7 protein-coding genes and 1 pseudogene are annotated in these 5,069 nt (G+C 35.8%); 2 read left to right on the plus strand and 6 right to left on the minus strand.

Going from position 1 to position 5,069, the window contains the following annotated elements:
• Positions 1-193, plus strand: a 193-nt coding sequence (locus AP75_RS14385; protein WP_394335377.1) for a hypothetical protein, incomplete at its 5' end; no start/stop codon positions are given.
• A 96-nt stretch (positions 194-289) separates the two neighbouring features.
• Here AP75_RS14385 and AP75_RS13340 read toward each other — a convergent pair.
• From AP75_RS13340 to AP75_RS13365, 6 genes are all read right to left on the minus strand, one after another.
• Positions 290-913 carry a class I SAM-dependent methyltransferase gene (locus AP75_RS13340; RefSeq protein ID WP_031504044.1) on the minus strand — a complete coding sequence of 208 codons (624 nt, stop codon included), beginning with the start codon at positions 911-913 and terminating at the stop codon, positions 290-292.
• A 23-nt stretch (positions 914-936) separates the two neighbouring features.
• Positions 937-1,437, minus strand: coding sequence for a DUF6691 family protein (locus AP75_RS13345; protein WP_031504046.1), 501 nt, complete (start codon positions 1,435-1,437; stop codon positions 937-939).
• Positions 1,398-1,832, minus strand: coding sequence for a hypothetical protein (locus AP75_RS13350; RefSeq protein WP_031504048.1), 435 nt, complete (start codon positions 1,830-1,832; stop codon positions 1,398-1,400). Before AP75_RS13350 ends, AP75_RS13345 begins: the two co-directional genes overlap by 40 nt.
• A gap of 380 nt (positions 1,833-2,212) precedes the next feature.
• Positions 2,213-3,115, minus strand: a complete 903-nt coding sequence (locus AP75_RS13355; RefSeq protein WP_031504050.1) for a DUF6607 family protein — start codon at positions 3,113-3,115, stop codon at positions 2,213-2,215.
• Between the two features lie 36 nt (positions 3,116-3,151).
• A complete protein-coding gene (locus AP75_RS13360) occupies positions 3,152-4,249 on the minus strand; it encodes an HmuY family protein (RefSeq protein ID WP_031504051.1) in 1,098 nt (365 codons plus the stop codon).
• Positions 4,250-4,251: 2 nt separating this feature from the next.
• On the minus strand, positions 4,252-4,563 hold the full coding sequence (locus tag AP75_RS13365) for a TonB-dependent receptor (protein ID WP_143755906.1): 312 nt from the start codon (positions 4,561-4,563) through the stop codon (positions 4,252-4,254).
• A 293-nt stretch (positions 4,564-4,856) separates the two neighbouring features.
• On the opposite strand from AP75_RS13365, the pseudogene AP75_RS13370 reads away from it, so the two are divergent.
• Positions 4,857-5,069, plus strand: a pseudogene (locus tag AP75_RS13370) (IS5/IS1182 family transposase); the annotation flags it as partial.

Here is a 5,069-nt window from a genome sequence, read left to right on the forward strand (position 1 = left end):
TAGGCTGGCAAAAAATTACTTCATGGGAGAAACGGGACCACAAATCAATGCATTACTAGCTGCAACCGCTTGGAACATGAAGAAAATGATGGAACTACTGAAACAGAAAATTATTTTCTTATTTTATAAGATACAAATTATGCTGTTTTCTAATCCTGTTTTTAAAAATAAATTAAATAGTGGGTTTTGTTAAGGAACGACTAAATACACAAAAAACACCGCTCTTCTTGAAAAGCGGTGTGGTCATTTACCTTTTTGTTTTTCCCTATTTAAAGAGGTTTTAACAACATCAATTTTTGATCGTTTTACGCTGAAAACTGCAGAACACAAAATTCTGTTCTGTAGCAAAAGGCGTTATATGGTTTTCTCTTTTTGAGGTTAAAGTCTCAAAATCTGATGCAAAAACAGAAGATAGTGTTTCTTCGGTGTATTGCTTAATGGCCAATCCGCTGCATTTTTCGGGTCCGTTTTCGGAGAAGGTGCCGATGGTAAGATATCCCACCGCTGCCTTTCGGGCGATATTGAGATACTTTTCAATCTGTTCCTGCTCGGTAAGAAAATGAAAAACAGCCCGATCGTGCCATATATCATAAGTGGTTTCCGGTTGAAATTGGGTGATATCACTCACGATCCAGGTAATCAATTGCGCTCTATCACCTAATCTTGCTTTGGCTTTTTCGAGAGCTTTTGCCGAAATATCAAGCACCGTGATGTTTTTAAAACCCTGCTCTAGGAGAAAATCAACCAAAGTGCTGTCGCCACCGCCAACATCAATAATTTTGGCAGAACGGTCTATCGGAAAAGAATGAATCATTTCCAGTGAAGTTTTGGGAACCTCCTGGGTCCAGCTTACTTCGTGTGGTTCTTTCGTTTCATACACTTTTTCCCAGTGTGCTTTCTTTCCTATATTCATTTTGATGGTGTATAAAACTTCTTTTAATGAGGCAGTTTTTCCCTGAAATAGCCATAAACCCAGGTTCCGGCGATTGCACTGAACAAAGTAACTGCCACTACGGTAGCACCGGTTCCGATTTGTGCAAACAGCGGCCCGGGGCAAGCTCCCGTAAGCGCCCAGCCGAATCCGAAGATTAAGCCACCATAAATTTGTCCTTTGTTGAATTTCTTTTTATGAAAGATGATTTCCTCGCCGTAAATGGTTTTGATGTTGAATTTTTTAATGATAAAAATTGAAATCATCGCCACCAAAATCGCACTACCGATAATGCCGTACATGTGGAAAGACTGCAGGCGGAACATCTCCTGAATCCTGAACCAGCTGATGACTTCGGCTTTGATAAAAATAAACCCGAAAAGAATTCCCAAAACCAAATATTTCAAGTTGTGATACCACCGGTGCTGCAGTTGGCTTTCGTTGATACAAACGGCATCTAAAGACCTCAGCTCCAGATCGTTTTTTTCTTCTCTATGTTGTTGCATTTTTCAACATTTACAGCATCAATAGAAGTAGTAACAGGTGCTACCAAACCGTTTCTTAAAGAATTATTGGAAACAAAACCTCTCAAAGCAATATAGGCTCCACCATCACCTGCCCTATTGGTAGCGCTCCACATTTTCTGAATACCAGTACCGTTCCTATAAGCCTCATCTACAGAATAAATCATTTGATTTTCGAAAAAAAGTTTATCTACAGTAGAAAATACCTGAGGATTCTCAATAGCTTTTAAAGGCATTTTATTCGTGTACTCTGAATCCTTTTTCAATATTGCATTGATGATTACTTCTTCTATGTTTTTAGAATTAAGAGAATCTTTTTCCTGTGCGAAGAATAAAACGCATGATAGGACTGACGCAGTTATTATCACTTTTTTCATGTTTAAAAAGTATTTTGTTTTTGTTAAATGAGTTTTTAAATTAATAAGAATTAGAGAGGATTTATAGAGTACAGTTTTAAAACAATCTTTACCCTCTGTGAATAATAGATTTGCAAATATATTGTTTTTAATTATTCTAAATAACAATAACTATATTTTTTATTATAATAAACAGCATTTATATTTAAAGGCTTGACGATTATTATTAGATGTTTAAATAATAATCACTCGATCTCCTTCGTTAACTAAGGTGCATGCTTCGTCTATCAATTCATTAAGTTCCTTTTACACCAATTGACGAAGCCCCAATCCGGAGATCGAGGCTTCTAATAAAGCATAATTCAGTCTAAAAAATTAATGCTCCTTTTTATTAATGTTCCTTATTTATTAACAATATATTTCTGTACTAATTCCTTTGCTTCTTTCGTTTGCTTTGGAGTAAGGTCCATTAAATCTTTGTATAAATAAATATCTTCAACGTTTGGTAAAACATTCAAGTCTTTCTTTTTAGCCAATTCTTCATCCCAAGCTTGGCGAACTGTTGACCAAAGTGGTGCATACTCATTCCAGTAATTTTGGGCAACGATACATTTTCCGTCTTCTACTTTAGTATAATATTCACGACCTTTTTCTTCAACGATGGTCTCATCTTTTGCACCATCTTTCCGCACTACTTTCTTATTATCCTGATCATGAATCCAACCCCAGTCGTAAATTTCCTGATGATTCCCACGAACCATTACATTATAATCTTTTCGGGTAGTTTGTTCTCTTCTCGGCAACGGCGCATCTGCACTACTTTCCCAATAAGTTCTACCATCGGTGTGAATCCAAGTTCCATTGCCTGAATATCTTGGCGCATCATCAACTTGATATACAATTTGAGTCCATTGACCTTTTACACTTGCGGGATCTAATTTTGTAAATTTCCAGTGGCTGTCTTTATTAAAAGTATGAAGATCTGTGTTCTCATAAAGCCAATCTTGTCGCCAATGTTTTACGATGGCATCTTTACCAGCACCTTGTGGATTTACAATTAAAATATGTTGAAGTTCAATTTTTTTTGGACTCTCTTCCGCAACAGTTATCCATTCTAAAGCGCCAGATCTGTAATTTTTTTTCTTCTCGTAATTTTTCTGGTGCGCAAAAGTTTCAGCGAAATTGAAACTCACTTCATAGCAACCGGTCATTGCCTTAATTGCTTTTACATCTTGCTGGCTTTGTGCCTGAGCAAACATCACCGCTCCAATTGCAAGAACTGAAAATAGTTTTTTTGAATTCATAATAGTATTTATTAAAGTTTTGTTTTATCTTTTTATTTAAAGTGCCTTGTATTCGAATTGAGGATATCCTCTAAATCCTTCCTGATTTTTCATTCTTAAAAAACGAAGTTTAAAGTAGAATCCATCGCTATTTTTAACGATATAGAATTTATTACTGTAAACTTCAGCACCATTTGCGCCAGTCGTAGTTCTCCAATTTCCACCAATGGTTCGCTGATCACTCCTACTAAATTTAGTTTGATCGATATTTTCTTCGGTAAACTTATTATAGTCTACTTCACCTTGTCCGTTTGCGGTAGTGATTTCATAAGCACCTACATTCCCCAATATATTATGAAGCACAACATCAGGAAAAATATAGGAAGTCGGAAGATTGTTATCTGGATTATGTACCAAATTGGTAAAAACGGTAAAACATAAATCCCAGTTTTTTTTCTTTGGTTGAATTTCTGTTTCTGTTCCAGTGAAGAAAGAGAAGAATTTGTAGTTGTATTCTGAATCTTTTGTAATGATATATTCTTTGTGAGTAGTCTCATCCAAATCAGCATATTGAATTTTATAACCGTTCTGGAATCTTACAATCTTAATTTTTTTCCAACCTCTTTCGTCGCCTAAAGTATACACACTTCCCGGAACTGTTGTGCCAGTATAAGTGCTATAACCCATATTAATTAAGTAAACATTATTCTCGTCGTCATTGGCTTTGATCTCCTGAATACTGGTACTTTGATTAAAAATATCACCACTCGGATCATCAATATATTTCGCGTTATCTGCAAAATTCGCCACCTGAACCAAAGGTTTCAAGTTTTTCACTGAGGCCGAATTCACCGCATCAATATTAAAACTGTTTTCTATTTTCCCGGCAGCCATTACCAATGAACTGTTAAGAATAACCCGAAATTCATTTCCGGAATAGAAACCTAAATCCCAGTTTTCACGCAACGTAGTTTTCACGGTTCCGGTACTTAGTTCGATCCAAACCTGATTTTTTTCTGTAGGTCCGCCCATGTCAGGATCTACCACCGCACCACTGATTGGTTCAATTATCACCGGGGTATTATCCTCCCGAATACACGAGGTAAAAAGAGACAAAACCAGCAATAACATAAAAGTGTACTTTATTTTTTTCATTTTTAAAAATTAAAATTTAAACGAGTGAAATAACTTCTTCCATAAAAAAGTCGGTCTGCAGAACTTCCGCCACTATGAGCACCGCCAGTTGTTGAGCTATTCTGAACTTCAGAAACATCTAAAATATTTCTCGCGCCAACAGTTAAAGTAAAATGGTTCTTCCAGATTTTCTGAGAAATCGAGGCGTCCATCAAAGAGAAGGCTTTTTGTTCCGTTAATAAATATTGAGTAATTCCTAAAGTTTTGTCTTCTACAATTCGGTCGCTTTTTCCTATTCCTTTAAAGAAGATGGAGAATGAAGTTCTTGTTTTCAACAAATTATAATAGAATGAAGAGTTAATTTCTGAAGAAAACCGATACGTATTATCCGTATTTCCAGCAAACTGCAATACTCTCCCTAAGATTGAATATCCTAAATTAAACCCATAGTTCTGATTGGAGATTTTACCGGAAACAGTATTTAACCATGTTTGATCGGTGTCAATATTAATGTATTTAGTCGCTCCTTAAAATGTGTTTAACATATTGAATATTAGTGTTTTAATCAATATTTCACTTGTGTTTTCTTGCAGGCTTTTGTATCTTAGAGCCTTAAAACCTTGCAAATATGTTGGGAAAAAATCCAGAGAAACTGCCAGAATTATTCCGTCCTATGTTGATAGATTTTATTGATAATACGCACGAACTTGTTTTGCTTGCAGAAAAAGTTGATTGGAATTATTTTGAAAAAGAATTCGCCTCCCTATATTCCAAGAAAGGAAACGCAAGCCATCCGATCCGGTTTATGGTGGGCTGTCTGCTTCTGAAACACCTTTACAAT

The organism is Kaistella haifensis DSM 19056 (assembly GCF_000735695.2).
Classification (GTDB): domain Bacteria; phylum Bacteroidota; class Bacteroidia; order Flavobacteriales; family Weeksellaceae; genus Kaistella; species Kaistella haifensis.

Coding starts and splice junctions, on each gene's coding strand:
- AP75_RS13340 (WP_031504044.1), bottom strand. CDS start 913: ATGAATATAGGAAAGAAAGCACACTGGGAAAAAGTGTATGAAACGAAA.
- AP75_RS13345 (WP_031504046.1), bottom strand. CDS start 1,437: ATGCAACAACATAGAGAAGAAAAAAACGATCTGGAGCTGAGGTCTTTA.
- AP75_RS13350 (WP_031504048.1), bottom strand. CDS start 1,832: ATGAAAAAAGTGATAATAACTGCGTCAGTCCTATCATGCGTTTTATTC.
- AP75_RS13355 (WP_031504050.1), bottom strand. CDS start 3,115: ATGAATTCAAAAAAACTATTTTCAGTTCTTGCAATTGGAGCGGTGATG.
- AP75_RS13360 (WP_031504051.1), bottom strand. CDS start 4,249: ATGAAAAAAATAAAGTACACTTTTATGTTATTGCTGGTTTTGTCTCTT.